Below are 24689 nucleotides of genomic sequence, written 5' to 3'. Positions count from 1 at the left end.
TGTGCGGAAATGACGAGAAGCGAACGGCTCTCGGAGCAGTTGGACTGGTACTGGCAGAGGAACTTCCGGCCGCGGTGGAGGGTCTGACCGATGAGGAGTACTTCTGGGAGCCGGTGCGCGACTGCTGGAGCATCCGCCCGCGGGGCACGTCGGCCGCACCGGTGTCGGAAGGTCCGGGGGCGTGGACGATGGACTTCGCGTCCCCCGACCCGGTGCCGGCGCCGGTGACCACGATCGCCTGGCGGCTGGCGCACATCATCGTCTCGTGCCTGGGCTATCGGGTCGGATGGTACTTCGGCGGCCAGGACGTCGACTCCGGGACCTTCGCCTACGCGGGGACCGCCGGCGAGGCGCTGAAACAGCTCGATGAGATGTACGGGAGATGGAACGCGGGGGTCCGTGAACTCTCGGACGCCGACCTGGAGAATCCGCCCACGGGGGGTCCCGAGCGGTTTCCCATGGAGAACCGGGTCCTGCACGTCAACAGGGAGCTGATCCATCACGGCGCCGAGATTTCCCTGCTCCGCGACCTCTACCGCCGGCAGGACGGAGCCGTACCGCACCGGATATGACATATGACGGAACGTGCTCCGGCCCTGGTGTCTGTGCGGAGCAGTTGCTACGAGATCCGGAACGTGGTCATCCTGGCGTCGGTCCTGGGGACGTACGCCCGCATCCAGGTCCAGGCCGCGCTGCCCGGCTCGTGGTGGAGTTCGACCGACGAGTTCTGCTTCCACCAGTAGTCCCAACCGGTGGCGCTGGTACCCGCGTTGACGGTCCAGATGGGTGAGCCGACCCAGTCGTTGTGCTGGTTGTAGCCCCTGACCCAGAACACTTGGGTCACGCCGGCGTCGTTGCAGACCGTGATCTGTACGGCAGTGACCGACTCGGCGACGGCCGGCGTCGGGACGGCGAGGCTGCAAAGGGCGGCTCCGGTGGCGAGGGCCGCCATGGCGAACTTATGGGGTGGAGCGGAATGGCCGATTCCAGCCCCTCGGACAGGAGAGCCGGCCTCACCCCGCGGGGCCCGTCCCGCTCCCCGGCACCCCGCCGACGGTGAACCCGATCACCGCTCCGCCGCCCGCCCGCTGCGCCGCGAACGGCGCCCCGCCGTGCGCCATGGCGACCTCCCGCACGATCGACAGGCCGAGCCCGGACCCGGGCAGGGACCGTGCGTCGGCCGCCCGGTAGAAGCGGTCGAAGATACGGATCAGGTCGCCGTCGGCGATTCCGGGGCCGCGGTCGAGGATCTCCACGCGGACCGTGCCCGCACGGGCGGGCCCGGAGACGGCGATCTCGATGGGCCCGGTGCCGTCGCGGTCGAACTTGGCGGCGTTCTCGACGAGGTTGGAGATGGCCCGCTGCAGCATCCCCGGCCGCCCGTCGGTCGTCGTGTCACCGCTCACCCGGACCGTGATCTGCCGCCCGCTGCGCCGGCGGGCGAGCCCGGCCACGTCCTCCGCGATGTCCGCGAGGTCGACCCGCTGCAGCGGCTCGCTGTCGGACTGACCGGCCGCCAGGTCCACCAGCTCGTTGACCAGGTCGGTCAGCTCACGCGCCTCCTGGCCCAGATCCGCGACCAGCTCGTCCCGGGTGGCCGGAGGCAGTTCGTCGATCCGGCGCAGCAGGGAGATGTTCGTACGGAGCGAGGTGAGCGGCGTACGCAGTTCGTGGCCCGCGTCCTGGACCAGGCGGCGCTGGTCCTCCTCCGACTGGGCGAGGCGGCCCAGCATGCGGTCGAAGGCACGGCCGAGGCGGCCCACCTCGTCGTAGCCGGTGACGGGCACCTCGATGCCGAGCCGCCGGGTGCGGGCGACGTCCTCCGCGGCCGAGGTCAGCAGGATCAGACGGCGGGTGATGCGCCGCGCCAGCCACCAGCCGAACAGGCCCGCCGCGATCACCACCGCGCACATCAGGATCAGCGTGCGCTGCTGCAGTGCCCGCAGCAGGTCCTCGGTGTCGCTGAACTCCTGCGCGACCTGCACCGCACCCCGCCCGGAGCCGAGCGAGACGGTCGCGATGCGGTAGACGTCCGTGTCGACGTCGACGTCCTTGTGCTCGACCAGCTTCCCGGCCTTCCGGGCCGCCGCGACGGACCGGTCGGCGGCCACCACCGGCAGCCCGGGGCTGCCCGGGTCGACGACCTTGCCGTCCGGCCCCAGCACCTGTACATCCGTACGGGCCGGCCGCACGATGTCATGGCCCGGCGCCGAGGAGGAGAAGTCGTCCGTCGTCATCCGGTGCTGCCGCACCTCGTCCCGCAGGCCCTGCACGACCTGGACGAACACCGATTCCTGGTCGACGCGGACCAGCCGGGCCGCGGCGCTGTACGACAGCACACCGACCAGCACCGTGACGGCGGCGGTGACCGCCGCGAACGAGACCGCGAACGTGGTGCGCAGGGAGACCAGTCCGGGCCGCCTTCTCGCCAGCAGCCGCCTGATCCTGCCCACTAGTCTTCCCGCAGCACGTAACCCACACCGCGCACCGTGTGGATCAGCGCCGGTGCGCCCGGCTCGTCGAGCTTGCGGCGCAGATAGCCGACGTACACGGCGAGATTCTTGGAACCCGGTCCGAAGTCGTAGCCCCAGATGCGGTCGTAGATGGTGGAGTGGTCGAGGACGATCCCGGCGTTGCGCACGAGCAGCTCCAGCAGCTCGAACTCCGTCCGCGTCAGCTCAAGCTCCCGCTCGCCGCGCCAGGCCCGCCGTGCCTGTACGTCCATGCGCAGCCCGGCGGCCTCGATCTGCCGGTCGGAGGCCGCGGGCAGCTCCTTGGGCACGTCGGCCATGGCTCCGGGGTCCGGGCTGGTCCGGCGCAGCAGCGCGCGCAGCCGCGCGAAGACCTCCTCGACGTCGAACGGCTTGACCACGTAGTCGTCGGCGCCCGCGTCCAGGCCCGCGATGCGGTCGGCGGTCTCGACGAGCGCGGTGAGCATGAGGATCGGCGTGCGGTCGCCCTCGGCCCGCAGCACCCGGCAGACCTGCAGCCCGTCGATGCCGGGCATCATCACGTCGAGCAGGAGCACGTCCGGCGGGGTCTTGTGGGCCTGCGCCAGCGCTTCGACGCCGTCGGCGACCGCGGTGACCTGGTAGCCCTCCAGGCTCAGGGCGCGTTCCAGGGCATGACGGATGGCGCGGTCGTCTTCGGCGAGCAGCACAGTTTGGGGCACGTACCCATACTGCCAATTCATCTGGCGGTTCAGCGGAGGACAGCGGCCGTACGATCTGCCTTTTTACCCGCCTCTCACCGTCACACGAGCAACCCGACGGTCCCTCCTACCGTCCTCTCACTGACGGGGCGGACAGTGCTGCGAGCTGCTCCGCGAACGGCACCACCTCGAAACCGCCCGCCCTGGCCGGCGCCTTCGCCGACAGGCCGCTCATCAGACCGGCCAGCTCCCCCGCCGCCCGTTCGATGCGCCCGTCCAGGCCCTCCGCGCCCCAGTCCTCCGACGCGGCGTACACCCCGGTCGGGACGACCACCGCACGAAGGTAGGCGAAGAGCGGACGCAGCGCGTGCTCCAGCACCAGGGAGTGCCGGGCCGTGCCGCCGGTCGCCGCGATCAGCACCGGCTTGCCCGCCAGCGCGTCCTTGTCGAGCACGTCGAAGAAGGACTTGAACAGCCCGCTGTACGAGGCCGAGAACACCGGAGTGACGACGATCAGCCCGTCCGCCTCCGTCACGGCGTCCAGCGCGGCTGCGAGTTTCCGCCCCGGGAAGCCGCTCGTGAAGTTGTGCGCGATCTCCACGGCGAGGTCGCGCAGCTCGACGACCTCGGTGTCGACCGGGGTCTGCCGGCCCACGGCGGCGGCCAGCCGGTCGCCCAGCAGCCGGGTGGACGAGGGGACGCTCAGCCCCGCCGAGACGACGACCAGTTTCATACGGCAGCCTCCTCCTTCTCCGCGGCGGCCAGCAGCGAGGCGTGCGTCGGCGCCTGAGGCACGCTCGCCGGACGCCCGGCCGCGAACTCCTTGCGCAGCACCGGCACGACCTCCTCGCCCAGCAGGTCGATCTGCTCCAGCACGGTCTTCAGCGGCAGCCCGGCGTGGTCCACCAGGAACAGCTGGCGCTGGTAGTCACCGGCGTACTCCCGGAAGGACAGGGTCTTCTCGATCACCTGCTGCGGCGAGCCGACGGTGAGCGGGGTCTGGTCCGTGAAGTCCTCCAGGGAGGGCCCGTGACCGTAGACCGGCGCGTTGTCGAAGTACGGCCGGAACTCCCGCACCGCGTCCTGCGAGTTGTGCCGCATGAACACCTGGCCGCCCAGGCCCACGATCGCCTGCTCGGGCGTGCCGTGCCCGTAGTGCGCGTACCGGGACCGGTACAGCTCGACCATCCGCTTGGTGTGGTCGGCCGGCCAGAAGATGTTGTTGTGGAAGAAGCCGTCACCGTAGTACGCGGCCTGCTCGGCGATCTCCGGAGAGCGGATCGAGCCGTGCCAGACGAACGGCGGGACGCCGTCCAGCGGCCGGGGCGTCGAGGTGAAGCCCTGCAGCGGCGTGCGGAACTTGCCCTCCCAGTTCACGACGTCCTCGCGCCACAGCCGGCGCAGCAGGGCGTAGTTCTCGATGGCGAGATTGATGCCCTCGCGGATGTCCTGCCCGAACCACGGATACACCGGCCCGGTGTTGCCGCGGCCCATCATCAGGTCCACCCGGCCGTCGGCCAGGTGCTGGAGCATCGCGAAGTCCTCGGCGATCTTCACCGGGTCGTTGGTGGTGATGAGGGTGGTGGAGGTGGAGAGGATCAATTTCTCCGTCTTCGCGGCGACATAGCCGAGCATCGTGGTCGGTGACGACGGCACGAACGGCGGGTTGTGGTGCTCACCGGTCGCGAAGACGTCCAGGCCGACCTCCTCGGCCTTCAGCGCGATGGCGACCATGGCCTTGATGCGCTCGCGCTCGGTCGGCGTACGCCCGGTGGTCGGGTCCGGCGTGACGTCGCCGACGCTGAAGATCCCGAACTGCATGGTCGCTCAACCTCCAAGTTGTTGACCGTTCAACTATAGCCGCTCAACGGTCTCCCCCGCCCGCTTATTCCGGCGACTGTCAGTGCCCCGTCCTACGATCCCGACATGGCCGCCCCCCGCCGTGACACCCGAGGCATCGTCGGCGCCGCGGACTTCCTCGCGCGCGTGGACTTCCGCCGCCCGGACCCCGCCGAGCCGCTGCGCCGCCATGTCGAGCACTACTGGCTGATCGACTGGGACCTGGAGGAGCCGTACCTCTCGCACGTGGTGCCGCACCCCGCGGTCCACCTCGTCTTCCAGCAGTTCGCGGACCAGGAGCCGTTCGTCGAGGTCGCCGGCGTCCAGCAGGGGCTCTTCGCGCAGAAGCTGGAGGGGCGCGGCCGGGTGTGCGGCATCAAGTTCCGGCCCGGCGGCTTCCGCCCCTTCGCACCCGGACAGGCGGTGAGCGAATGGACCGGACGGCGGGTCCGCTCCCCCGAGGCCTTCCCGACCGCGGACCTCACGGCCGTCCTCACCCCGGCCGACGAGAACGCCCGGATCGCCGCCCTCGACACCTTCCTGCTCTCCCTCTCCCCCCGCCCCGACCCCCAGGCCGACCTCGCGATGGCGCTGGTCGAGCGCATCCGCACCGACCGCACCATCCGCCGCGTCGCCGACTTCGCCCGCGCCGAGGGGATGTCCGTACGGCTGCTGCAGCGACTGTTCGCCGGGTACGTCGGCGTGGGCCCGAAGTGGGTCATCCTGCGCTACCGCATCCACGAGGCCCTGGAACACGCGGAGAGGGACCGCGAGGTCGACTGGGCGACCCTGGCGGCCGACCTCGGCTACGCCGACCAGGCCCACCTGGTACGGGACTTCACGGCGACGGTGGGGGTGCCACCGACCGCCTACGCCGCCAGAACCTCCGGCTAGCGAAATCCCCGGACGGCCGGTGGCTCACTCCGGACGCTTACCTGCGTCCCATGATCCGCCCGCTCCTGCTCCGCAACGGCGTGCGGTGAAGGCCTGAGCCGTAACCCACTTCGACGAGTCAAGAAGGTCCACAAGGCCCGCGAACGCTACGACGCCCCCGTCGCCCGGACCTCGCCCGCCCGCAGCCGTGCGACCTGCCGGGCGCTGAACTCCACCGTGCGCCGCATGTGCCCGATGACCACGGCCAGTTCGGCGTCGTCCAGCTCCTCGAAGAGCGCGGACCAGCCGCCGCCCAGCCGCTCCCACATCCGCCCGAACTCGGCGATCCGCTCCGGCACCGTCGCCACCAGCACCCGCCGCCGGTCCTGCGCGTCCCGCTCCCGTACGACGTAGCCCGCCTTCTCCAGCCGGTCCACCAGCCGCGTCGCGGAGCCGGTCGTCAGCCCCGTCATCTCGGCGATCCGGCCGCTGGTCACCGGCCCGCCCTCCAGTGTCAGCAGGTTCAGGCACTGCAGATCGGTGGGGTGCAAGCCCAGATGGTCGGCCGCGGCCTGGTTGAAGAGGGCGTACGAGGCCATGTAGCGGCGCGAGACACCGGCCAGCTCGTCGAGCAGCCGCTCCCGCACGTTCCCGGCCATGCTCCGCTCCTCCCTGGAAGACGCAGCCTCCCTAGAAGGAGTACTCGTCCCCGGTGGCGAGCACCAGCACCCGCTGCCGGTCGTTGTGCCGGTGGCGGTCGACGGCGCCCCCGTTCCACGCCGTGTCGATCTCCACCCTCACTTCGGACGGCGCACCCTTCAGCCGTACCCGCAACCGGATCGGCCGGGCCACCGCCTTCGCGGCCAGCGCCCCCACCCGGCACAGCATCACCCGCGCCCCCGACCGCACACACCCGCCCGGCAGCGCCTGCTTGTTCGCCGGCGCCACCGACCAGCGCAGCCGCACCGTCGCGTCCGGCACGGCGGACGGCCCGTAATTACGCGGCGTCAGCCGCAGGTCCACCCGCCCGCCGACCATGGACACGACACCGTGATAGGCCAGATCGGCCTCCGGAGCACCGACGGCGCTGCCCGGCAGAGCAGCCGCCATCACCAGGGCGGCAACCCCGACCACAGGAACCCGCATCCTCCGCATCCCACCACTCCTCACTCCACGCAGTCGTACGGATGTATCCCACGCAAAGCACGCGGCAGGCGCCGTCCAACAGGTGACAGCACACCTGCCGGTGGCGGCAGACATGCCAAGCTGCAGCCATGCTCGTCGCCCGCTCCGCCGCCCTCTTCGTCGTCGCCGCCCTCTTCGAGATCGGCGGCGCCTGGCTGATCTGGCAGGGTGTGCGGGAACACCGCGGCTGGCTGTGGATCACCGGCGGCATCCTCGCCCTCGGCGCCTACGGCTTCGTCGCCACCTTCCAGCCCGACGCCCACTTCGGCCGCATCCTCGCCGCATACGGCGGCATCTTCGTGGCCGGCTCGATCCTGTGGGGCATGGTCGCCGACGGCTACCGCCCCGACCGCTGGGACGTGACGGGCGCCCTGGTGTGCCTGGCCGGCATGGCTCTCATCATGTGGGCGCCGCGGAACGGCGGCTGAGCCCCAGAGCCTGTGTCCTATCTCCGGCCGGGCGCGCAACGCCTGGCACGCACTCCCCCACTGCCCTAAGGGCGTGGGGGGACCCCCAGCCGCGTTACCGAAACGCCCTGGTAGCTCCTCCCCCACTCTCGGCTTCGCTCGAGCGGGGGGACCCCCATCGAGGGCGCTCCGGCGCCTTGCGATCGCACGCACCAGACGCCGCGCACTGATCCGACCGGAGATATGACACAGGCTCTCGCCTACGCTGGGCACAGCCGACCGCCGACCCAACACCAGGAGCACCGCATGGCACCCGCACCGTCCGCCGCCTCCCGCATCGCCGTCGTGACGGGTGCGAGCAGCGGAATCGGCGCCGCCACCGCTCGGCAGCTCGCCGCAGCCGGCTACCGGGTCGTCCTCACCGCCCGCCGCAAGGACCGCATCGAGGCACTGGCGGAGGAGATCAACGCGGCGGGCCACCAGGCCACCGCGTACCAGCTCGACGTCACCGACCGTACGGCCGTGGACGAGTTCGCCACCGCCTTCAGGACGATCGGCGTCCTGGTCAACAACGCCGGCGGCGCACTCGGCGCCGACCCGGTCGCCACCGGCGACCCCGCCGACTGGCGCGCGATGTACGAGACGAACGTCATCGGCACCCTGAACGTCACCCAGGCCCTCCTGCCCAAGCTGGTGGCGAGCGGCGACGGCACGGTCGTGATCCTCTCCTCCACCGCGGGCCTCGGCACCTACGAGGGCGGCGCGGGCTATGTCGCCGCCAAGCACGGCGAACACGTCCTCGCCGAGACCCTCCGCCTGGAGATCGTCGGCCAGCCGGTCCGCGTCATCGAGATCGCCCCCGGCATGGTCAAGACCGACGAGTTCGCCCTCACCCGCTTCGGCGGCGACCAGGACAAGGCGTCGAAGGTCTACGAGGGCGTGGCCGAACCCCTCACGGCCGACGACGTCGCGGACACCATCACCTGGGCCGTCACCCGCCCCCACCACGTCAACGTCGACCTCCTGGTCCTGCGGCCGCGCGCGCAGGCGTCGAACACGAAGGTCCACAGGGAGCTGTCATGACGGAGGACGCCGAGCGGGAGGCCGAGCAGCAGCGCCTGCGGCTGGAGAAGAAGCGCGAACGCTACGTCTGGTACTACCTCGCGTACTTCCTCTTCGGCATCCACATCGTGGCCTTCGTGATGATCTACGCGGTGCTGCACGCGAAGTAGGCATAGGGTCACGGTCTGTGGACCGACACATAGCTTTCGACGCGCTGCACAACTTCCGCGACCTGGGCGGCTATACGACGCCGGACGGCCACCGCATCCGCCCCGGCCGCCTCTACCGCGCGGACTCCCCGGGCAAGCTGGCCGAGGGCACCGCGGACTGGGACCGCTTCCTCTCCCTCGGCATCCGCACGGTCATCGACCTGCGCCACCCCTGGGAGGCAGAGGCGCGCGGACGCATCCCGTCCCACCCCTCCTTCACGTACCACAACCTCAGCATCGAACACCGTCCCTACGAGCAGGCGGTCCAGGCCCCCGACGTCGACCCCAGCCCGTATCTGGCGGAGCGCTACATGGAGGTGGCGGAGGACGGGGTGAAGGAGATCCGCCGGGCCCTGGAACTGGTGGCGGAGGCAGCGGAGTCCGCGGAACCCCTCGTCTTCCACTGCGCCTCGGGCAAGGACCGCACGGGCCAACTGGCCGCGTTGATCCTGACCTTGCTGGGCATCCCGGAAACCACCGTCATCGAGGACTACAGCCTCACCGAACTGGCCGCCCCCGCCATCCTGGCCAGCTGGAAGTCGAGAAACGACGGCCGCGAACCGACCTGGCCGGGCTTCGGCCGGGCCCCGCAGCAGGTGATGCGCATCTTCCTGGCCGCCATGAAGCAGCGATACGGCTCGCTGGAGGACTACATCACACGGGAACTGTCCCTGGACCCGGAAGCCCTGGCGACCACCCTCCGCACGGCCCTCCTGGAACCTCCGCCCACCGACTGGCCGCCCCTGACCTACCGCAAGGCCACCCCGCCCGACGCCCGCACCCTGGTCCGCCTCCGCGACTCGGCCGCCCTCTGGCAACTGGCCCGCGGAATCGACCAATGGAAGCCGGGCGAGAAGGACGAGACCCACTTCCGTACGCGCATGCGGGAGGGCGAGGTGTGGCTGGCCCATGCAGGCCCGCACCTCGCCGGTGCCTGGGAACTCTGGTGGGACGACCCGGCGGCCTGGGGCCCCCGCCCCGCGGACGCGGGCTACATCCACCGCCTGATGTCGACACCGCACACGGCCCCACCGGGGACGGGCCGCCGGATGCTGGCGGAGGCGGAGTCCCGCATCGCCGCCACGGGCCGCCCGTACGCCCGCCTGGACTGCCTGGCCTCCAACCCCCGCCTGCGCACGTACTACGAGTCGGCGGGCTACAAGGTCGTAGGCGAACAGCCGGCAAAGGACGGCGGGTCGGGGAGTCCGTATGCGGTGACGCTGCTGGAGAAGCGGCTCCTTTGACGGAACGGGGCCCGAGCCGGATGGCTCGGGCCCCCATGGCTCGCACGGCAGTCGGCCGCGTCAGCCCTTGACGCAGACGACCTGCTTCAACTTCGCCACGACCTCCACCAGGTCCCGCTGCTGGTCGATGACCTGCTCGATCGGCTTGTAGGCACCCGGGATCTCGTCCACGACACCGGAGTCCTTACGGCACTCCACGCCCCGCGTCTGCTCCTCCAGGTCCTTCGTCGAGAACCGCCGCTTGGCCGCGTTGCGGCTCATGCGCCGGCCCGCGCCGTGCGAGGCCGAGTTGAAGGCCTTCTCGTTGCCGAGGCCCTTCACGATGTACGAACCCGTGCCCATGGAACCGGGGATGATCCCGTACTCGCCGGAACCCGCACGGATCGCGCCCTTTCGGGTGACGAGCAGGTCCATGCCCTCGTAGCGCTCTTCGGCAACGTAGTTGTGGTGAGCACTGATCTCCGGCTCGAAGGTCGGCTTCGCCTTCCGGAACTCCTTGCGGATCACGTCCTTGAGGAGTGCCATCATCAGGGTGCGGTTGTACTTCGCGTACTCCTGCGCCCAGAACAGGTCGTTGCGGTACGCCGCCATCTGCGGGGTGTCCGCCACGAAGACGGCGAGGTCACGGTCGACCAGGCCCTGGTTGTGCGGGAGCTTCTGGGCAACACCGATGTGGAACTCGGCGAGTTCCTTGCCGATGTTCCGCGATCCCGAGTGCAGCATCAACCAGACAGAACCGGTCGTATCCGTGCACACTTCGACGAAGTGGTTTCCACTCCCGAGCGTTCCCATCTGCTTTCCAGCCCGCTCGTGACGGAATTTGACCGCTTCGGCGATCCCGTCGAACCGCCCCCAGAAGTCGTCCCAGCCCGCAGTGGCGAGCCCGTGCAGCCGCCCCGGATCGACCGGATCGTCATGCATCCCCCGCCCCACCGGAATGGCCTGCTCGATCTTCGACCGGAGCCGCGACAGATCCCCCGGCAGATCATTGGCGGTCAGCGACGTCTTCACCGCCGACATCCCACACCCGATGTCCACCCCCACCGCCGCAGGACAAACAGCCCCCTGCATCGCGATGACGGACCCGACCGTCGCGCCCTTCCCGTAGTGCACGTCCGGCATGACCGCGAGGCCCTTGATCCACGGCAGTGTCGCGACATTGCGGAGCTGCTGCAGGGCCACGTCCTCGACCGTCGTCGGGTCGGTCCACATGCGGATCGGGACCTTCGCGCCCGGCATCTCTACGTACGACATATCGTCCTCATTCCCCCGAAAACATGACAGAAGTCTTAGATCGCAAAACCGGCGCCAAGGTCAGCGAAATAGGACAGCGGACCGGCGTCCACGGCAGTGCGTGCGATAGACATTGTCTCCAGGGGACGCCCCCGCGCGGCAAGCGATTAACCAGCGGGGACACTGGAGCAACGGCACTGAGCCACCGTCGAGAGGAGCCCGACCGTGCAGCGGAAGGCGTACGTATCCGGCGTCGCCGCGCTCCTCGTGGTGCTGCTGGCAGGCTGCACAGGCGGGTCAGGCGGTGGCGGCGCGACGGATGACGCGAATCCCGGTGGCGTCGGTACGGCGAGTGCCGTGGCGCAGCCGGGCAAGTACCGCACGCTGCCGGGGCCGTGCACCGCGGTGAGCCATGACACGCTGGACTCGCTGCTGCCGGGTATCAAGCAGATCACGGACGCGGACCAGCAGGAGAAGGCGTACGAGGGTGAGGCCACGCTCGCGTACGACAACGACCGCAAGGCGGGTTGCCGCTGGAAGGTGGACTCGACGACCGCGACCGACCGGCTGCTGGTCGATTTCGAGCGGGTGGTCTCCTATGACAACTCGGTGAGCGACGACACCCAGGCGCAGGAGTTGTTCGCGGGGAAGGAGACGGCGGCCGACCTGCCCGAGCCGGCGAGTTCGGACAGTGGTTCCAGCTCCGCCTCCACGCCCAGCGCCAGTTCCAGCCCCAGTGCCGATGCCAGTTCCTCGGCCTCCCCTTCCGACTCCGGCTCCGGGTCCGCCTCTTCGTCCGCCACGCCGTCGAGTCTTCAGCCCCGCACTCTCGACGATCTCGGTGACGAGGCGTTCCTGGACGACGCTCTGAGCGGCTCGGGTTCGACGGCCCGGCAGCGCACGGTGACTGTGGTGTTCCGCACGTCCAACGTCATTGTGACCATCGAGTACGAGGAGCAGCCGGTTGCTGTCGGTGCCGTGCCCGACAGCAAGGAAATGCAGGACAGGGCCCGGAATCTGGCTGCGCAGCTGGCGGACACGCTGGGTGGTTAGGGGGCGTTCGGGTGCCTCGGGCGCCCCTTCGTAAAGCTGAAGAAGCGGAAGCACACAGTTTCCTCACCGCGTACGGTGGCTCCTCGGACCCGATCCGCCGACCTCAGGAACCACAGCGTCATGAGTGAAGGAACCATGCAGCGACCAGCAGAGCGAGACCAGCGCAACCGGCGAGACAAGCGAGCGAGGCGGTCAGGCCGTCTGCTTGCGGGCGCGGTCGCAGTCCCCGTGATGGTGTTCGCCGCGGGCTGCTCCTCGGACTCCGGCTCCGGTGGCGGGGGGAGCAAGGGCGCGAGCGCCGGTGACACGGCGGCGGCGACGGCGAGTACGGCGCCGACGGTGCAGGCGGCGGCGTACAAGAAGTTGCCGGATTCGTGTGGGGTGCTGTCGGACAAGACGCTGGGCTCGCTCGTGCCGAAGGGCGTCAAGTCCGGCAAGGCGGGCAAGTCCGGCGATACGGCTACGCGGGCGAGCTGCTCGTGGAGCAGTCTGGACAACAACGGCGTGAAGGGCTCGCAGTTCCGCTGGCTCAATGTGTCGCTGCTGCGCTTCGAGTCGGATGCGACGCGCGGCGAGGGCGACCAGTTGGCGCATGCGTACTTCGAGAAGCAGGTGAAGGACGCCCAGGGCGCTCAGGGTGCGCAGAACCTGAAGTCGGAGCCGGTTGCCGGGACGGGCGCCGAGGCGACGCTGGTGCGCTACGACCTGAAGAAGAAGGAAGGCGCCTTCAAGCAGCAGACGGTGGTGACGCGCGTCGAGAACGTCGTGATCACGCTGGACTACAACGGCGCGGGCCTGGCCGGTGACAAGGCCCCGGACGCGGATGCGCTGGTGAAGCTGGCGGAGGCGGCGGCCAAGGAGGCGGTGGCCTCGGTGGCGGCGGCGAACGGCGGCGGCACCGGGAGCGGTGGTGCGGGCACGGCGAAGCCCTCGCCGTCCGGGTCGGCGTCGAAGTCGGCCTCCCCGTCTCCTTCGAAGTCCGCTTCGGCCTCTCCGTCCTCCTCAGCGTCGAAGAAGAGCTGACTGTCACATCTGGGCCGCGTCTGGACGCCAACTCGCAGCTCAGCACCGTTTTTTGAGGGAGCCCGGTCCCCTGCGGGGATCGGGCTCCACCCGTTCCGTTATCTCGTTCGGCGTACACATGTGCCACTCTGTTGCGCGCAACAGCACGCAATGGGAGGGGAGTACGGGTGGCCGCGCCACTGCAGCTGACTCGGATGCACCGCGTTCTCATCGGCGTGGTCGTTTCCGGCGCCGTGATCATCGCCGGCATCGGCTTCGCCGGTTCGTATGCGGCGGTCCGTGAGTTGGCCATCAAGAAGGGTTTCGGGAACTTCTCGTATGTCTTCCCGATCGGCATCGACGCGGGTATCTGCGTCCTGCTGGCCCTGGATCTTCTCCTGACGTGGATCCGCATACCCTTCCCGCTGCTGCGTCAGACGGCGTGGCTGCTGACGGCGGCGACGATCGCGTTCAACGGTGCGGCGGCCTGGCCGGACCCGCTCGGTGTGGGGATGCACGCCGTGATCCCGGTGCTGTTCGTGGTGGCGGTCGAGGCCGCCCGCCATGCCATCGGCCGTATCGCGGACATCACGGCGGACAAGCACATGGAGGGTGTCCGTCTGACACGGTGGATGCTCTCGCCGATTCCGACGTTTCTGCTGTGGCGCCGGATGAAGCTGTGGGAGCTGCGCTCCTACGAGCAGGTGATCAAGCTGGAGCAGGAGCGGCTGGTCTATCAGGCCCGGTTGCGTTCGCGCTTCGGCCGGGCGTGGCGGCGGAAGGCTCCGGTGGAGTCCCTGATGCCGCTCAGGCTGGCGCGGTACGGGGTTCCGCTGGCGCAGACGGCTCCGGAGGGCCTGGCGGCGGCGGGTATCGAGCCGGCACTGCTGCCGCCGGCGCCGCAGCCGGTTCCCGTGGCCAACCGTGCGGTCGAGGCGGCGCCCGCCGCACCCTATGTGCCCGAACCCGAGCCCGAGCCCGAGCAGAGCCCGTGGTTCAACGTGCCCCAGCAGGTCGAGTACCACGGCGACTACGACCCGACGTACGACCCGGAGCAGTACGCCCAGTGGTTCGCGGAGCAGCAGCAGGCGGAGCAGTACGCGGAGCAGCAGTCGTACGAGGAGCCCTCTGCGGAGGAGACCGGCAGCTTCCCCATCCCGGTCGCCGGTAACCGCACCCGCGAACTGGGCGAAGGCGGCGGCCCTCCGGAGCCGGACGAGGAGGCGTTCTACCAGGTGTTCCGTCAGTCGATAGACGGCAGCTACCCCACGCCCCGCGTCCTCGGCGACAACATCCAGGCGACGTACGGCACGACGATGAGTCCCGGCGAGCTGAAGTCGCTGGCGGAACGCTTCCAGAAGCGCCACTCGGCGGAGCTGGAAGAAGACCACATCGCATGAGAAAGCGCCCGGTGCCCCACGGCACCGGGCGCTTTGCTCAATGCGTCACTCCCCGAGCAGGGCCCGCACCCGCTCCTGTCCGACCGCCAGCAGCAGCGTGGGCAGTCGCGGACCCGTGTCGCGGCCGACCAGCAGGTGGTACAGCAGGGCGAAGAAGGTCCGCTGGGCGGTCTTGATCTCCGGCGGGAGCTCCTTGGGCGTGGCGTCCGCGGAGAACCCGGCCTGCACCTTCGGCACGCCGTAGACGAGGTGGGTGAGCCCGTCGAGCGACCAGTGGTCGGCGAGGCCGTCGGTCAGCAGCCTGAGGGACTGCTGGGAGGCCTCGTCGAGCGACTTGAGCAGTTCGGCGTCGGGTTCGTCGCGCACGATGGTCCGCTGGTCGGCGGGTACGTGCGTGTTGATCCAGGCCTCGGCCTTGTCGTAGCGCGGGCGGGCCTCGTCGAGGGAGCCGAGCGGGTTGGCGGGGTCAAGTTCGCTCAGGATCCGCAGGGCCTGGTCCTCGTGGCCTGCGGTGATGTCGGCGACGGAGGCCAGGGTGCGGTACGGCAGCGGGCGCGGGGTCTTCGGCAGTTCGCCGCCGGCGGTGCGCACGGCGCGCGAGTGGGCCGCGACGTCCGCCGGGAGGGCCGACCCGTCGGCGACCTTCGCGTCGAGCTTGTCCCACTCGTCGTAGAGGCGCTGGATCTCCTGGTCGAAGGCGATCTTGAAGGATTGGTTGGGCTTGCGCCGGGCGTACAGCCAGCGCAGGAGCTGCGGCTCCATGATCTTCAGGGCGTCGCCGGGGGTGGGGACGCCGCCGCGCGAGGAGGACATCTTGGCCATGCCGCTGATGCCCACGAAGGCGTACATCGGCCCGATGGGCTGCTTGCCGCCGAAGATCCCGACGATCTGTCCGCCGACCTGGAAGCTCGATCCCGGGGAGGAGTGGTCGACGCCGCTCGGCTCGAAGATCACTCCCTCGTAGGCCCAGCGCATGGGCCAGTCGACCTTCCAGACGAGCTTGCCGCGGTTGAACTCGTTCAGCCGGACGGTCTCGGAGAAGCCGCAGGCGGTGCAGGCGTAGGTCAGCTCGGTCGTCTCGTCGTCGTACGAGGTGACCGTCGTCAGGTCCTTCTCGCAGTTGCCGCAGTAGGGCTTGTACGGGAAGTAGCCGGCGGAGCCGGACGAGCCGTCGTCCTCGCTGGCGGCACCGGAGCCCTCCTCGGCCTCCAGTTCGGCCTCGTCGACGGGCTTCTGCTGCTGCTTGGGCTTGGCCGGGGCCTTCTTGGTGCGGTACTGGTCGAGGATCGCGTCGATCTCGGCGCGGTGGGCGACGGCGTGCAGGATCTGCTCGCGGTACACACCGGAGGTGTACTGCGCGGTCTGGCTGATCCCGTCGAACTCGACGCCCAGCTCGGCGAGCGAGGCGATCATGGCGGCCTTGAAGTGCTCGGCCCAGTTGGGGTGCGCGGACCCCTTGGGGGCGGGCACGGACGTCAGCGGCTTGCCGATGTGCTCGGCCCAGGTCTCGTCGACTCCGGCGACACCGGCCGGCACCTTGCGGTAGCGGTCGTAGTCGTCCCAGGAGATGAGGTGGCGGACCTGGTGCCCGCGGCGCCGGATCTCGTCGGCGACGAGGTGCGGGGTCATGACCTCGCGCAGGTTGCCCAGGTGGATCGGGCCGGAGGGCGACAGACCGGACGCGACGACCACGGGTTTGCCGGGGGCGCGGCGCTCCGACTCCTCGATGACGTCATCCGCGAAACGGGAGACCCAGTCGGCGGTCTCGGTGCTCTGAGCCACGATCGGCACGTCCTTCTTTCTCCGGGGCAGCCAGTACGGTCAAACGGCCGCGCCCCCTAGCTTAGGCGGCGCGGCCGCCTTTCATGGGCGCGGGACCGTGCCCGACAGCGGCTCCGCCGCGGGGCGCGACAAGCCCCCACCGGCCCGCAGCCAGAAAAACCGCTTCACCCCCCATGGGATACTGACCACGTCTATCAATCCACGAGGAGAACGGCTCCCACCCCATGGCCCCGGTCAAGTCCCTCAACAGCTCCGTCAACCAGCAACTCGCCGACGCCATCGCCTCCGCCCGCCCGGAAGCCGACGGAGTCGACCCGCTGCTGCGACGTAGCGACCGGGCCGACTTCCAGGCCAACGGGATCCTGGCCCTGGCGAAGAAGGCGAAGGCGAACCCGCGGGAGCTGGCCACGCAGGTCGTCTCCCACATCGTCACCGGTGAGGGGCCGATCAAGGACGTCGAGGTCTCCGGGCCCGGCTTCCTCAACATCACGATCTCGGACCGGGCGATCACGGAGACGCTCGCGGCGCGCGCCGCCGACGGCGACCGGCTCGGTGTGCCGCTGAAGGAGAACCCTGGCGTCACCGTCGTCGACTACGCCCAGCCGAACGTGGCCAAGGAGATGCACGTCGGCCATCTGCGCTCGGCGGTCATCGGTGACGCGCTGCGCGGCATGCTCGACTTCACCGGCGAGCGGACGATCGGCCGGCACCACATCGGCGACTGGGGCACCCAGTTCGGCATGCTCATCCAGTACCTGTTCGAGCACCCCGGCGAGCTGGCCCCGGCCGAGGACGTCGACGGTGAGCAGGCCATGTCGAACCTGAACCGGGTGTACAAGGCCTCGCGCGCGGTCTTCGACGCGGACGAGGAGTTCAAGGAGCGCGCGCGCAAGAGGGTGGTCGCCCTCCAGTCGGGCGACAAGGAGACCCTCGAGCTCTGGCAGCAGTTCGTGGACGAGTCGAAGGTCTACTTCTACTCGGTCTTCGAGAAGCTGGACATGGTGATCCGTGACGAAGAGATCGTCGGCGAGTCCGCGTACAACGAGGGCATGCCCGAGACCGCCCGCCTCCTGGAGGAGATGGGCGTCGCGGTCCGTTCCGAGGGCGCGCTCGTCGTGTTCTTCGACGAGATCCGGGGCAAGGACGACAAGCCGGTCCCGCTGATCGTGCAGAAGGCCGACGGCGGCTTCGGCTACGCGGCCTCCGACCTGACCGCCATCCGCAACCGAGTCCAGGACCTGCACGCGACGACGCTGCTGTACGTCGTGGACGTACGGCAGTCGCTGCACTTCAAGATGGTCTTCGAGACGGCCAGGCGGGCCGGCTGGCTGAACGACGGCGTCACCGCGCACAACATGGGCTACGGCACGGTGCTGGGCGCGGACGGCAAGCCGTTCAAGACGCGTGAGGGCGAGACGGTACGGCTGGAGGACCTGCTGGACGAGGCGGTGCAGCGGGCCGCCGAGGTGGTCCGGGAGAAGGCGCAGGACCTCACCGAGGACGAGATCCAGGAGCGGGCCGCGCAGGTGGGCATCGGCGCGGTGAAGTACGCCGACCTGTCCACCTCCCCCAACCGGGACTACAAGTTCGACCTGGACCAGATGGTGTCGCTGAACGGCGACACGTCGGTGTACCTGCAGTACGCCTACGCCCGTATCCAGTCGATCCTGCGCAAGGCCGGGGAGACGAAGCCGGCCGCGCACCCGGAGCTGGCACTCGCCCCGGCGGAGCGGGCCCTCGGCCTGCACCTGGACGCGTTCGGGGACACGGTCTTCGAGGCGGCCGCGGAGTACGCGCCGCACAAGCTGGCCGCGTACCTGTACCAGCTGGCCTCGCTGTACACGTCGTTCTACGACAAGTGCCCGGTGCTGAAGGCCGAGACGCCGGAGCAGGTGGAGAACCGTCTGTTCCTGTGCGACCTGACGGCCCGGACCCTGCACCAGGGCATGGCGCTGCTGGGGATCCGGACGCCCGAGCGGCTCTGAGGCCCGTACCGGCCGACGTGCCGCGGCCCGCCCTCTCCGCCGGGAGGGCGGGCCGCGGTCGTTCGGACGGGGCGTCAGCTGCCGTCGGCGAACCGCTTGAACGCGGCCCTGGTGCCCGATCCGGCGTCGCCGTCGATGGCGCCGGTGTAGCCCCAGGAGTCCTTCAGCAGGCGCTGCAGTGCCTTGATGGTGTTGGGGCCCGGGTCTCCGTCGATCGTGTCGTTGTAGCCCCAGTAGGTGTGCAGGCAGCGCTGGAACGCCTTCCAGCTGTTGGTGCCGAGCTGCCCGTCGATGCCGTCGTTGTAGCCCCAGTACGTGTGCAGCCAGTTCTGGACGTTCTTGGCCTCCGCGGAGGTCAGCCCGAAGTTGTTCGTCGCCTTGATGGTGACGGTGTGGGCGCTGGTGGCCGAGGCCGGCGCGGCGAAGCTGGTGCCGGCGGTGGCCAGTCCGCCGACGGCGAGTCCGACGACGGCGGCGGCGCTGACCAGGGTCCTGGCCAAGGCGTTCGATCGCATGCGTGTCCCTCTCGGGTCGTGGTGTGTGGTGCCGGGACGAGACTGCGGGGCGGGCGGCGAGGGCCGCCATGGCTGCCGCGCAAGTGACGTCGTCGCGGGACGTCCCACCCGTTGACCTGCGGGGACATGTGGTGGGGCGACGGTGCAAAGGGACGGCTGTCGGCGGGCGGTGGCCGATTGGGTATGGGTGCAGGGCGCAGGTTCCGGTGCGGTCCTGGGGATGCTGGTGCAGAATGCGGCACGGGGTACAGGGGCCACTGACCACGGCCGCTGTTCATGAACGCGTGGGGGGACCACACCATGTCGCGTTGGAAAGCGCTGCCCGCAGAACTCGATCCGCGTGTACGGCAGTTGCTGGTGCACCTGCGTCGGCTGAAGGACCACAGCGGGCTGAGCGTGCGTCAGCTGGCGGCGCGTACGGGATACAGCCCGAAGTCGTGGGAGCGGTATCTGGGCGGCCGTTCGCTGCCGCCGCGGGAGGCCGTGGAGGCGCTGGCCCGGATCGGCGGCGACGACCCGACCCGGCTGCTCGCCCTGCACGAGGTCGCCGCCGAGGCCTGGCAGAACCCGCACGGCGGAACCGCCGTACCGGAGACGTCAGTCGGTGGAACTGCCGTACCGGAGCCGGAGATCCTGTCGGCGGGGCCCGGCGGCGGGGGCGCGCGGTCGTTGCGCGTCGCGCTCGTCGCGGGGGCGGTGGCCCTGGTGCTGGCCGTGTCGTCGGCGGTGCTGGTGACCATGCGGCTGATGGACCACGGCGGCGGCGCGGCGGGGCAGACGACGACCACGGTCACCTTGACCGCGGGGACGTCGGCACCGTCGTACACCTGCCGTGTGAAGCAGGTCGACGGCCACTGGTACGCGGGCAACAGCCGTACCCGGAACGCCACGGTGGGATACGGCGACTCCGGGCCGGCGGTGGCCGAGGTGCAGTGTCTGCTGCGCCGGGCGGGCATCTCGCCGGGCGGTATCGACGGCATGTTCGGCCCGCTGACGCAGGGCGCGGTCAAGGCCTTCCAGAGGCAGGCGCGGCTCGACGTGGACGGTGTCGTCGGCCCGCACACCTGGAAGGCCCTGCGGGGATGACCCCGGAACTGGCCCGGCTGGCCGCCGCGCTGCGGGAGTCGAGAGCCCGAACGGGTCTGAGCCTGGCGGCTCTCGCGGCGAAGACGGCGTTCAGCAAGTCGTCCTGGGAGCGTTACCTCAACGGCAGGACACTGCCGCCGCGCACGGCGGTGCAGGAGCTGTGCCGGCTGGCCGGCGAACCGGACGGCCGGTGTCTGGCGCTGTGGGAGATCGCGGAGTCGCAGTGGAGCGGGCGGGCGACGCAGGCGGGGCGGGCGTCGCCGCCGGTCGCGGGTCCCGTGCCGCCTCCGGATCCCGTGGAGGCCGGGAAGGGCGGTGGTCACCGTGGTGCGGCAACCGTGGCGGTGCTGGCATCGGTGTGTGCGGTGGCCGTCGGCGGCGTGGCGGTCACGCTGCTCCTGCTGCCCCGCCACAGCCACGAACCCCGGCCGGCCGCCGTGTCCACCTCCAGTCCCGGGCCGCACTGCCGGGCTTCGTCCTGCGAGGGCAAGAACCCGATGGCCATGTTCTGCGCCGCCACACCGGACACCCTCGCCACGCGTCACACGGCCACCGGGGCCTGGCTGGAAGTGCGCCACAGCAAGGTGTGCGGGACGAGCTGGGCCCGGATGTGGGGCACCCGGACCGGCGACCGGCTCGAACTGACGGCGGGCGGCCGGACCCGCGGCGCCGAGGTCCACAACACCGTCGACGCGGACAGCTTCGTCTACACCCCGATGACGGTGACCCGACCGGGGACGGTGCTCCGCACCTGTTTCCGTCCGGCGGCGGGCGCCAAGGGTGGCGGCCAGGAGGAGTGCTTCAGCTCCGTCTCGCGGTGACCCCGCCCTACGCGATGTGGTCCTCCTCCAGTTCCGCCGTATGACGGTTGGTGAAGCGGAGGACCATCCGGAGGGCGTCATCCGGCAGGAGTGTGATGCCGTACGTCGCTTCGACGTCTTGGCCGAACCGGTCCGGGGTGGGGTACCTGCCGTCTATCGACAGCTTGAAGAGCTGGTAGTACTCATCGTCGGACACAGGCCCGGTGATCTTGTCGATGTCGGCGTCGATGTACTCGGTGTGCCGGACGAGGAGCTCCAACTCGTTCCGGACCTTTTCGACCGTGAACTTGGCCATACGGATCGCCTCGGCCTTGACCTCCTCGGCCTCCATGACGATCCGCGCGGCTTCGTCCCGGGCCTCCGCGAGGAGGTCATCCGCCTGCGCCCGTGCCGTTCTTATGAACTGCCCCGCGACAGAGACGCCGTGGCCGAGCCCGGCGATGTCCAGAATGCCCTCGCCGGGTGACGCCAGCTCGTGGTTCACGAGGATCGTCATCAGGGTCTCGTGGACGGCCGCGGCGTCGAAAGGACGGTCCTCGGGGCATTTCTCGAGCAGGCTCATGATGAGGCCTTCAAGGGCCGGCGGGAGCCCTTTGGCGTTCCTGCTCGGTGGCGTGGGGGTCTCCTGCTTGTGCTTGAGGACGACGGACCACTGGTTGTGGTCGTGGAAAGGCGGCCTTCCGGTCACGGCGTGGTAGAGGAGGCAGCCCAGGGAGTAGAGGTCGCTGCGACGGTCGATCGCCCCTCTGGCATCGATCTGTTCAGGAGACATGTAGGCGGGGGTGCCGAGCAGGTCCCCCGGCGCGGTCAGTTTCCGAGCGCCGACGGTGTCGCCGAGGAATTTCGCGATGCCGAAGTCCAGAACCTTCAGCGTCCCGTCGGGTGTGAGCAGTACGTTCGCCGGCTTGATGTCCCGATGGACCACTCCCTTGCGGTGTGCGGCGTGCAGCGCCTGGGCGATCTGCGCACCCCACCCCGCGGCGAGCGGCCAAGGGACGGAGTCCGGCCCCTTGAACCGCTTGTCCAGCGGGGTCCCGTCGACCAGCTCCATCACAAGGTAAAGGGTCTGACGGCCGCCGACCGAAACCTCTCCCCAGTCATGGACGGTCACGACGTTCTGGTGGGTCAAGCGGGCGGCCAGTTGCACCTCACGCTCGAATCTGTCTCGCGCCTCGGTCTCGCCCGCGCCGTACTGCGGATGCACGACCTTGACCGCGACATCCCGCCGCATCCGCACGTCCTCGGCCGCCCAGACCTGCCCCATACCGCCCGAACCCAGCAAAGCGGTGATCCTGAACCGTCCGGCGAGTACTTCGTCCAGCATCGGTCCCCTCCCCCGTCGGCACCCCGACCCGCAACTCCGCTACGAGTATGGCGCCTTCAGTACCCCGACGAGTCTCCCGAGCTGCCGTACGACCCACCCGCCGCCCGGCGCAACCGGCGTACCTCCTCCTCCACCCGGCGGGCCACGTCCCCGATGCCGGTGCTCTCCTCCAGGCCGCCGGCACGGAGTTGGGCGGCGAGGGTGGTGAAGTAGTGCGCCGTGGCGAGGAGATGGTCGTCCACGTCGATGCCCATGGACGCGGCGGTGCCCAGAGGGATGCGGTTGACCTCGTCCAAGACACGGTTGATCTCGAGGGTGATCTCGTCGCGAACGTCCTGTGTGAGCGCCACCGCCCGCCCCACCTGGGCGAGGATCGAGTGGCAGGAGCGCGCGAGCTGCATGAGGAGCCTGTCGTCACGGTTGAGGGAGGACGAACCCGACGCGCCGGGGCTGAAGCTGCCCGACGCGATGCGCGCGCCCGCGACCTGTGGCTCGTAGCGCCGCAGGTCGAAGGCGGTCCTCGCACCCAGCGCGGCCCGGAAGCAGGGGTGGACCTGGAACTCCGTCTCGTGCGGCTGGACCGGCAGCCCGTCGTCGCCCGCGTACACCACGTCGTTGCCGCGCCGCACCCCGAGGAAGCCGACCCCGTGGAGCACGTCGATGACTCCCGGGAGGCTCAGTGCGTTGGCGTACGCGGGGAAATCATGGTGGAGCGTGTCGACGGCCGCCTCCAGACGGCGGGTGAGGGCTGCGCGAGTGACGACGTACCCGGTGTTCTGGAAGAGCGGGAACAGCTGGCGCAGGAAGGGGTGCGCGACCAGGTACTCCGAGGTGAGGTCCTTGAGCTTCCACTCGGAGAATTGCCGGCCCGCCTGCGCCACGTCCGCCTCGGTGATCCGGTCCCGCTCATGGTCCAGCCAGGCCTTCTCCTGGCACAGGTTGAGGAGCTGGATGGCGTCGCGCGGCCGGGGCAGACAGCGGCCGAAGAGATGACGGGTGATCTCCTCCCCGTCCACGGTCTGCGGGAACAGTTCCTTCCACAGCCGTTCCTCGGTCAGATCCTCCCCCACGGAAGCCCGCGCGCGGGCCAACGCCAGGTTCCGCAGGGCCTGTTCCGTCCAGGAGATCCTCAGCTCGTCCCCGTGGAACTTGTCGCCCTCCGCGAAGGACAACGAATCGTAGATGTCGGCGCGCAGGAACAGCAGGAACCGCACCGAACGGCCGTACAGGCTCGCCGCGTGTTTGGCCGCCAGCAGCAGCCCGATCACCATGGAGTTGCTGTCCGGTTCGGCCGACCACACCTGTTCCAGTTGGTCGACCATGAGGAGAAACGGCGGGTGTACGGCGCCGTCGCACCCGAGGTCGCCGAAGGCTGCGGCCACGCCCTGCTCGACGATCTCCAACTGCCCTGCCGCGCGGGCACCTTCGGACGGCGACTGGGCGAGATCAACGCTCGCCTTGATCCCGAAGGCCTCAAGGGACAGCGAGGTCTGGAGCCCCCGGGCAGCCTGCGCCAGCCGCTCCACCAGCCGGCCGCTCCCGCCGGGTGCCTCGCCGTTCTGCTTGAGGAAGCGCCCGAGCGCTTTCACCGAGTCGGTCTTGTGCCCGCCTTCATGCGCTCCCTTGGCATGGTCGACGAGATACCGGGCAGCGTGCACCGCGAACACATACCGCCAGATCAACGCCTTGGCCGAGTCCCCCGGCAGCCCTTGCAGCTCGAACCGCCGGATCTCCTCCCCCGCGGCCTCGTCGGGCGTGACGAGCACCTTGCCGCCTCGGTGCCCGCCTTCGCTGTCGGACATCAACTGCATGCAGATGGCGCTCTTCCCGGACCCCTTACGCCCGATGATCAGCATCTTGCGCCCGCCGAGCGCGCCTCGGTACGCCGCATTCGGCAGAAAGCCGCCACGTAGCAAAAGCCCCTCGGTCACATCCCGTTCGGCGTCCTCACGCCCGAAGTGCAACTGCGCGAGCTGCGGCTGATCAGCCATCTCGTCCCCCTGGGTCCTACTGGTCCCCAAGGTAGCGGGAACCGCTGACAACAGGGACTCTCTCAGCGCGATACGGCAACTCGAACTCGCACCACACCACCTTGCCCAACTCCCGCTCCCGCGCCCCCCACTTGTCGCTCAGCGCGGACACCAGCAACAACCCGCGCCCGCCCTTACCCCCGACATCCCCACCCTCCACGACCCGGGGCACACCGGGTCCGCTGTCGTGCACCTCGACGCCCAGCACCCGCCCGTCGTGCCGCAGGAGCAGCCGCGACAGGCGGCCGGGCGGTACGCCGTGCAGCAGGGCGTTCGTCACCAGTTCGCTCACGCACAGCAGTACGTCGTCGGCGCGGTCCGTCCCGGCGAGGCCCCAGCCGGTGAGGGTCTCGGCTGTGAACTGCCGCGCGGCCTGCACGGATCGGCGCTCGCGGCGGAAGAACCGCTCGCGCAAGGAGGGGAGTTGAGTCGTGTGGTTCACAGGACGAGAGTTGCGGAGAGTCACTAGCCTTGATCACTCGGTTAAC

At 69.8% G+C, this 24689-nt stretch carries 24 protein-coding genes and 1 pseudogene; 12 read left to right on the top strand and 13 right to left on the bottom strand.

Annotation, left to right across the window (positions count from 1 at the left end):
• The first annotated feature begins 9 nt into the window (after positions 1-9).
• Positions 10-572: pseudogene (locus tag ABD355_RS28235) on the top strand (DinB family protein).
• 47 nt (positions 573-619) lie between these two features.
• Here the strand turns inward: ABD355_RS28235 and ABD355_RS28230 are convergent.
• The 5 genes from ABD355_RS28230 to ABD355_RS28210 all read right to left on the bottom strand — a co-directional run bounded on the left by ABD355_RS28230 (position 620) and on the right by ABD355_RS28210 (position 4972).
• Positions 620-952, bottom strand: coding sequence for a hypothetical protein (locus ABD355_RS28230; protein WP_344403537.1), 333 nt, complete (start codon positions 950-952; stop codon positions 620-622).
• A gap of 61 nt (positions 953-1013) precedes the next feature.
• Positions 1014-2453 carry a sensor histidine kinase gene (locus ABD355_RS28225; RefSeq protein ID WP_344403536.1) on the bottom strand — a complete coding sequence of 480 codons (1440 nt, stop codon included), beginning with the start codon at positions 2451-2453 and terminating at the stop codon, positions 1014-1016.
• On the bottom strand, positions 2453-3160 hold the full coding sequence (locus tag ABD355_RS28220) for a response regulator transcription factor (RefSeq protein WP_344403661.1): 708 nt from the start codon (positions 3158-3160) through the stop codon (positions 2453-2455). Before ABD355_RS28220 ends, ABD355_RS28225 begins: the two co-directional genes overlap by 1 nt.
• A 118-nt stretch (positions 3161-3278) precedes the next feature.
• Positions 3279-3884, bottom strand: coding sequence for an FMN reductase (locus ABD355_RS28215; protein ID WP_344403535.1), 606 nt, complete (start codon positions 3882-3884; stop codon positions 3279-3281).
• On the bottom strand, positions 3881-4972 hold the full coding sequence (locus ABD355_RS28210) for an LLM class flavin-dependent oxidoreductase (RefSeq protein WP_344403534.1): 1092 nt from the start codon (positions 4970-4972) through the stop codon (positions 3881-3883). Before ABD355_RS28210 ends, ABD355_RS28215 begins: the two co-directional genes overlap by 4 nt.
• A 105-nt stretch (positions 4973-5077) precedes the next feature.
• On the opposite strand from ABD355_RS28210, the gene ABD355_RS28205 reads away from it, so the two are divergent.
• Complete coding sequence (locus ABD355_RS28205) at positions 5078-5884, top strand: DUF6597 domain-containing transcriptional factor (RefSeq protein ID WP_344403532.1); 807 nt, start codon at positions 5078-5080, stop codon at positions 5882-5884.
• A gap of 146 nt (positions 5885-6030) precedes the next feature.
• Here the strand turns inward: ABD355_RS28205 and ABD355_RS28200 are convergent, their stop codons facing one another.
• Both ABD355_RS28200 and ABD355_RS28195 read right to left on the bottom strand, forming a co-directional pair.
• On the bottom strand, positions 6031-6522 hold the full coding sequence (locus ABD355_RS28200; RefSeq protein ID WP_344403530.1) for a MarR family winged helix-turn-helix transcriptional regulator: 492 nt from the start codon (positions 6520-6522) through the stop codon (positions 6031-6033).
• 31 nt (positions 6523-6553) lie between these two features.
• Positions 6554-7018: a hypothetical protein gene (locus tag ABD355_RS28195; RefSeq protein ID WP_344403528.1), complete on the bottom strand. Its 465-nt coding sequence runs from the start codon at positions 7016-7018 to the stop codon at positions 6554-6556.
• Between the two features lie 119 nt (positions 7019-7137).
• Here ABD355_RS28195 and ABD355_RS28190 point away from each other — a divergent pair, with 119 nt between their 5' ends.
• The 4 genes from ABD355_RS28190 to ABD355_RS28175 all read left to right on the top strand — a co-directional run bounded on the left by ABD355_RS28190 (position 7138) and on the right by ABD355_RS28175 (position 9970).
• Positions 7138-7476, top strand: coding sequence for a YnfA family protein (locus tag ABD355_RS28190; protein ID WP_266958647.1), 339 nt, complete (start codon positions 7138-7140; stop codon positions 7474-7476).
• Between the two features lie 285 nt (positions 7477-7761).
• Complete coding sequence (locus ABD355_RS28185) at positions 7762-8538, top strand: SDR family NAD(P)-dependent oxidoreductase (protein WP_344403526.1); 777 nt, start codon at positions 7762-7764, stop codon at positions 8536-8538.
• A complete protein-coding gene (locus tag ABD355_RS28180) occupies positions 8535-8687 on the top strand; it encodes a hypothetical protein (protein ID WP_180292214.1) in 153 nt (50 codons plus the stop codon). The genes ABD355_RS28185 and ABD355_RS28180 overlap by 4 nt, the downstream gene beginning before the upstream one ends.
• A gap of 17 nt (positions 8688-8704) precedes the next feature.
• Positions 8705-9970 (top strand): tyrosine-protein phosphatase, encoded by a 1266-nt coding sequence (locus tag ABD355_RS28175; protein ID WP_344403525.1) that lies wholly within the window; start codon positions 8705-8707, stop codon positions 9968-9970.
• A 60-nt stretch (positions 9971-10030) separates the two neighbouring features.
• Here the strand turns inward: ABD355_RS28175 and ABD355_RS28170 are convergent, their stop codons facing one another.
• On the bottom strand, positions 10031-11224 hold the full coding sequence (locus ABD355_RS28170) for an RtcB family protein (protein ID WP_344403523.1): 1194 nt from the start codon (positions 11222-11224) through the stop codon (positions 10031-10033).
• 204 nt (positions 11225-11428) lie between these two features.
• On the opposite strand from ABD355_RS28170, the gene ABD355_RS28165 reads away from it, so the two are divergent.
• The 3 genes from ABD355_RS28165 (at position 11429) to ABD355_RS28155 (ending at position 14658) form a co-directional block, all read left to right on the top strand.
• Positions 11429-12256, top strand: coding sequence for a DUF3558 domain-containing protein (locus ABD355_RS28165; RefSeq protein ID WP_344403522.1), 828 nt, complete (start codon positions 11429-11431; stop codon positions 12254-12256).
• 135 nt (positions 12257-12391) lie between these two features.
• The gene (locus tag ABD355_RS28160) at positions 12392-13279 is read left to right on the top strand and encodes a DUF3558 family protein (protein WP_425585799.1); all 888 of its coding nucleotides are present in this window, start codon (positions 12392-12394) and stop codon (positions 13277-13279) included.
• Positions 13280-13446: 167 nt separating this feature from the next.
• On the top strand, positions 13447-14658 hold the full coding sequence (locus ABD355_RS28155; RefSeq protein WP_344403520.1) for a DUF2637 domain-containing protein: 1212 nt from the start codon (positions 13447-13449) through the stop codon (positions 14656-14658).
• Between the two features lie 45 nt (positions 14659-14703).
• On the opposite strand, the gene lysS is transcribed toward ABD355_RS28155, so the two are convergent.
• Complete coding sequence (gene lysS / locus ABD355_RS28150) at positions 14704-16449, bottom strand: lysine--tRNA ligase (protein ID WP_344403519.1); 1746 nt, start codon at positions 16447-16449, stop codon at positions 14704-14706.
• Between the two features lie 215 nt (positions 16450-16664).
• On the opposite strand from lysS, the gene argS reads away from it, so the two are divergent.
• Complete coding sequence (gene argS, locus ABD355_RS28145; RefSeq protein ID WP_344403517.1) at positions 16665-18425, top strand: arginine--tRNA ligase; 1761 nt, start codon at positions 16665-16667, stop codon at positions 18423-18425.
• 74 nt (positions 18426-18499) lie between these two features.
• Here argS and ABD355_RS28140 read toward each other — a convergent pair whose 3' ends face one another.
• On the bottom strand, positions 18500-18940 hold the full coding sequence (locus ABD355_RS28140) for a peptidoglycan-binding domain-containing protein (protein ID WP_344403516.1): 441 nt from the start codon (positions 18938-18940) through the stop codon (positions 18500-18502).
• A 300-nt stretch (positions 18941-19240) separates the two neighbouring features.
• Here ABD355_RS28140 and ABD355_RS28135 point away from each other — a divergent pair, with 300 nt between their 5' ends.
• Positions 19241-20026 (top strand): peptidoglycan-binding protein, encoded by a 786-nt coding sequence (locus ABD355_RS28135; protein ID WP_344403515.1) that lies wholly within the window; start codon positions 19241-19243, stop codon positions 20024-20026.
• Positions 20023-20847, top strand: a complete 825-nt coding sequence (locus tag ABD355_RS28130; RefSeq protein ID WP_344403514.1) for a helix-turn-helix domain-containing protein — start codon at positions 20023-20025, stop codon at positions 20845-20847. Before ABD355_RS28135 ends, ABD355_RS28130 begins: the two co-directional genes overlap by 4 nt.
• 7 nt (positions 20848-20854) lie before the next feature.
• On the opposite strand, the gene ABD355_RS28125 is transcribed toward ABD355_RS28130, so the two are convergent.
• Genes ABD355_RS28125 through ABD355_RS28115 form a run of 3 tightly spaced genes read right to left on the bottom strand, consistent with a single transcriptional unit; the run spans position 20855 to position 24643 of the window.
• A complete protein-coding gene (locus tag ABD355_RS28125) occupies positions 20855-22171 on the bottom strand; it encodes a serine/threonine-protein kinase (RefSeq protein WP_344403513.1) in 1317 nt (438 codons plus the stop codon).
• Positions 22172-22227: 56 nt separating this feature from the next.
• Entirely contained in the window at positions 22228-24162 is a 1935-nt protein-coding gene (locus ABD355_RS28120; RefSeq protein ID WP_344403511.1) for a P-loop ATPase, Sll1717 family, read from the bottom strand.
• Between the two features lie 16 nt (positions 24163-24178).
• On the bottom strand, positions 24179-24643 hold the full coding sequence (locus ABD355_RS28115) for an ATP-binding protein (protein WP_344403510.1): 465 nt from the start codon (positions 24641-24643) through the stop codon (positions 24179-24181).
• Positions 24644-24689: the final 46 nt, after the last annotated feature.

It is taken from the genome of Streptomyces longisporus (genome assembly GCF_039532765.1).
Lineage (GTDB): Bacteria > Actinomycetota > Actinomycetes > Streptomycetales > Streptomycetaceae > Streptomyces > Streptomyces longisporus.
This window is presented reverse-complemented; position numbering and strand designations above follow the sequence as displayed.

What these genes read in the sequence shown, in the direction of transcription:
- ABD355_RS28205 (WP_344403532.1), top strand. Translation starts at nt 5,078, where the DNA reads ATGGCCGCCCCCCGCCGTGACACCCGAGGCATCGTCGGCGCCGCGGAC.
- ABD355_RS28160 (WP_425585799.1), top strand. Translation starts at nt 12,392, where the DNA reads ATGCAGCGACCAGCAGAGCGAGACCAGCGCAACCGGCGAGACAAGCGA.
- ABD355_RS28140 (WP_344403516.1), bottom strand. Translation starts at nt 18,940, where the DNA reads ATGCGATCGAACGCCTTGGCCAGGACCCTGGTCAGCGCCGCCGCCGTC.
- ABD355_RS28230 (WP_344403537.1), bottom strand. Translation starts at nt 952, where the DNA reads ATGGCGGCCCTCGCCACCGGAGCCGCCCTTTGCAGCCTCGCCGTCCCG.
- ABD355_RS28130 (WP_344403514.1), top strand. Translation starts at nt 20,023, where the DNA reads ATGACCCCGGAACTGGCCCGGCTGGCCGCCGCGCTGCGGGAGTCGAGA.
- ABD355_RS28170 (WP_344403523.1), bottom strand. Translation starts at nt 11,224, where the DNA reads ATGTCGTACGTAGAGATGCCGGGCGCGAAGGTCCCGATCCGCATGTGG.
- ABD355_RS28125 (WP_344403513.1), bottom strand. Translation starts at nt 22,171, where the DNA reads ATGCTGGACGAAGTACTCGCCGGACGGTTCAGGATCACCGCTTTGCTG.
- ABD355_RS28190 (WP_266958647.1), top strand. Translation starts at nt 7,138, where the DNA reads ATGCTCGTCGCCCGCTCCGCCGCCCTCTTCGTCGTCGCCGCCCTCTTC.
- ABD355_RS28210 (WP_344403534.1), bottom strand. Translation starts at nt 4,972, where the DNA reads ATGCAGTTCGGGATCTTCAGCGTCGGCGACGTCACGCCGGACCCGACC.
- ABD355_RS28180 (WP_180292214.1), top strand. Translation starts at nt 8,535, where the DNA reads ATGACGGAGGACGCCGAGCGGGAGGCCGAGCAGCAGCGCCTGCGGCTG.
- ABD355_RS28215 (WP_344403535.1), bottom strand. Translation starts at nt 3,884, where the DNA reads ATGAAACTGGTCGTCGTCTCGGCGGGGCTGAGCGTCCCCTCGTCCACC.
- ABD355_RS28195 (WP_344403528.1), bottom strand. Translation starts at nt 7,018, where the DNA reads ATGCGGAGGATGCGGGTTCCTGTGGTCGGGGTTGCCGCCCTGGTGATG.
- ABD355_RS28200 (WP_344403530.1), bottom strand. Translation starts at nt 6,522, where the DNA reads ATGGCCGGGAACGTGCGGGAGCGGCTGCTCGACGAGCTGGCCGGTGTC.
- argS (WP_344403517.1), top strand. Translation starts at nt 16,665, where the DNA reads ATGGCCCCGGTCAAGTCCCTCAACAGCTCCGTCAACCAGCAACTCGCC.
- ABD355_RS28135 (WP_344403515.1), top strand. Translation starts at nt 19,241, where the DNA reads ATGTCGCGTTGGAAAGCGCTGCCCGCAGAACTCGATCCGCGTGTACGG.
- ABD355_RS28185 (WP_344403526.1), top strand. Translation starts at nt 7,762, where the DNA reads ATGGCACCCGCACCGTCCGCCGCCTCCCGCATCGCCGTCGTGACGGGT.
- ABD355_RS28120 (WP_344403511.1), bottom strand. Translation starts at nt 24,162, where the DNA reads ATGGCTGATCAGCCGCAGCTCGCGCAGTTGCACTTCGGGCGTGAGGAC.